This window comes from Streptomyces longispororuber (assembly GCF_024448165.1).
Taxonomy (GTDB): Bacteria; Actinomycetota; Actinomycetes; order Streptomycetales; family Streptomycetaceae; genus Streptomyces; species Streptomyces longispororuber_A.
Genome location: NZ_JAMOLN010000412.1, coordinates 1 through 2756 on the forward strand (window position 1 = coordinate 1; position 2756 = coordinate 2756).

Consider the following 2756-nt stretch of genomic DNA (forward strand, 5'->3'; position numbering starts at 1 on the left):
GGTGCCGGTGCCGGTACCTGTGTCAGTACCTGTGTCGGGCGTGGCGTCCGTCGACGTGAGGGTTCGGGTGAACTCCGCTGCCACCTGCGGTAGTTGGGTTTCCCGGACGGCGTCCAGGATCATGCTCTCGCCGGTCGGGCTGTTCAGCGCGGTGGCCGCCAGATCGCCGATGTGGCGCAGGTCGACCGGCTGCCCGAGCCGCTCGGCGAGGAGGCTGGACAGCGCGATGCGGTGGGACGGGGCCGCCGTCACGGACAGGTGGCGCAGGGCCGAGGTGAGGCGGTGCAGCCGGTCCAGGCTCTGGGCCGTCACCATGCGGTACCAGTACGTCGGCGGGTCCCCGCCCATCGCGCGCAGGCCCAGCGCGCTGACCGTGTACGGGTCGACGAGGCCGGGGGCCACCGCCACGCAGGAGGCCGCCGCGTGCGTGGCGAGGTCGGCGCGCAGGCCGTCGCGGGCGGCGCGGTGCGCGGGGCCGGCCGGCCAGAAGGTCACCGTGACGTGCACGCCCGCCGGGAGGCCGCCCACCCGTACCCCGGCGGGCAGTTCGGACAGGGTGGCCGGGAGGCGGGTCACGGTCGTCTCCAGGAGCCGCTCGGCGGCCCGGTCCGTCTTGACCACGACCTCGTAGCCACCGGCCGGGAGGGGGTGCAGGGCGTGCTCGCGGGCCGTGAGACCGGCCGCCTCGATCAGGCCGACGACGACCGGCAGCAGGTCGATCCCGGCGTCGTCGGCGAGATCGAACGTGACGGAGGTGCGGGACGGGGCCGTCGCCGTGTCGCGGGCCGCCAGCAGATCGCGGTGCAGCTCCTCCAGGCCGGGCCCGACGCGCCCGCCCACCGCCTCGTAGTCCTCGTACGCCTCCAGCGCCTCGTCGATCCGGTCGAGCCGGTGCAGGGCGATCATCTGCAGGCGGCGGAAGTCCTCGCGGGAGGGGTGGGCGCGGGTCAGTCCGGCGAGGTCCGTCGCGGCCCGGCCGTACTCGCCCAGGTCCAGGTCGAGTTCGGCGGCGGTGCGGTGGAGGGTGAGACGCAACTGCGTCAGACGGGTCCTGGCCGTACGGGCCGCGGGGCCCGGCACCCCGTCGAGCGGTGTGCCGCGGAAGAGGGCGAGGGCGTCGGTGATGTGGTCGCGGGCGCCCGCCAGATCGCCGTCGGCGCGCTTCGCCTCGGCGGCGCCGACGAGGTTCTGGCAGCTGTCCACGTCGAAGGTGTCGGTGCCGGTGTGGATCGCGTAGCCGTCGGGCAGCGTCGCGATGGTGCCCGCGCCCGCGTGCCGCAGCCGGGTCGCGTACGAGCCGAGCAGACCCAGTACTCCCTTCGGCGGCCGGCCGCCCCAGATGCCCTCGGTGAGCTCGGCGTGCGTCACGGCCCGGCCCGAGCGGAGCAGCAGCATGCACAGCATCGCCTGCTCCTCGGCGAACTCCAGGGACACGTAGGTCTCCTGGGTCAGGTCGGTGAGGACGAACTCCGGCCGCCCGAGCAGCCGGTAGGAGTGGCGCTCCCGGTCGTACGTGGTGAAACCCTGGTCGGCGAGCCGGCGCAGCGCGGTCTGCCGGCGGTCGGCGTCGCTGGACAGCAGGTCCGTGGTGATCCGCTCCGGCGCGTTCAACCGGCGCAGCATCGTGCCCAGTTCGACGACGTCCCTGCGCCGGCCCTCGTCGTCCGCCCGGCGCCCGTCGGCGAACAGGGTGAGCTTGGCCGTGCCGTGGCGCAGCAGCACGATCCGGGCCATGCCGACGTTGCCGTGCACGGCGCCGATGCCGTGCACGGCGAGCAGCCCGGCGGCGACGTCCTGGGCGAGCCGCGACAGGACCAGGCCCGGCAGCCGGTAACCGGTGGGCGCGGCGAGCGCGTTGAGGGGGATGCCGTCCAGATGCTCCATGACGACGTACGTCGTCCCGTCGTGGACGCCGAAGTCGTGCACGGCGACCACGTTCGGATGGTCGAGCCGGGCCAGCCGGGTGAGCGTGCGGTGGAAGGCCGCCTGCCGTGGGACGTCCAGGGAGCCGTGCAGCTTCACCGCGACGGTGGTGCGCGTGTCCAGGTCGCGCGCCTCCCACACGCTGCCGCTCGCCCGCAGCGCACGGACCAGCCGGTACCGGTCGTCCAGCGTCCGCTGCCCGCCCGACAACCGCCGCACGCTCTCCTCGCTGACCGCCGCGAACGCCTCTCCCTCCGGACCCCGCGTCGTCGCCCGGAACTCCCCGGCCCCCACCCCGGCCCGCTCGTCGATGAGGCCGCCGACCCGGGCCAGGAACGCGGTGGTGCGGCCGCGGGAGGAGCGGGGGAGGGAGCGGAGCAGGAGGTCGCGGACGCCGTCGCGGAAGGCGTACGAGCCGGGCGGTCCCGGCGCCGTCGTCAGCAGGCCGCTCAGGACGACCTCGGCCAGGTGCTGCGGCCGCGGATCGCGTTCGAGGGCCGCGTGGACCAGGCGCATCACCGGCAGGTGCGGCACTCCGACCGCCAGGTGCCCGGCGAGCCGGAACGCCTCGGGGGAGGCCGTGGCGCGGAAGGCGCGCACCAGGTCCTCCGGGGTGCGGTCGGCCGGCGCCGCGGCGTGCGCGGCCGGCGGGTCCGGCGTCAGCCAGGCGGCGGCGCCCGTGACGTGGGCCCCGGCCGGCGCCCCGACGACCCGCGACCAGTTCGCCAGCCAGCGCGGCGCCGCCTCCAGGACCGGGAGCGGCAGGGACCGCACGGGGCGGGCGTCCGCGTCCTCGGCGGCGTACGGGGTGAAGCGGAGGGCGGGCAGCGGGG

At 75.8% G+C, this 2756-nt stretch carries 1 protein-coding gene; it reads right to left on the reverse strand.

The features are described from left to right. Window positions 1-2756: BTAD domain-containing putative transcriptional regulator (locus M4J07_RS47500; protein ID WP_255983589.1), on the reverse strand; the 2756-nt coding region annotated here is incomplete at both ends.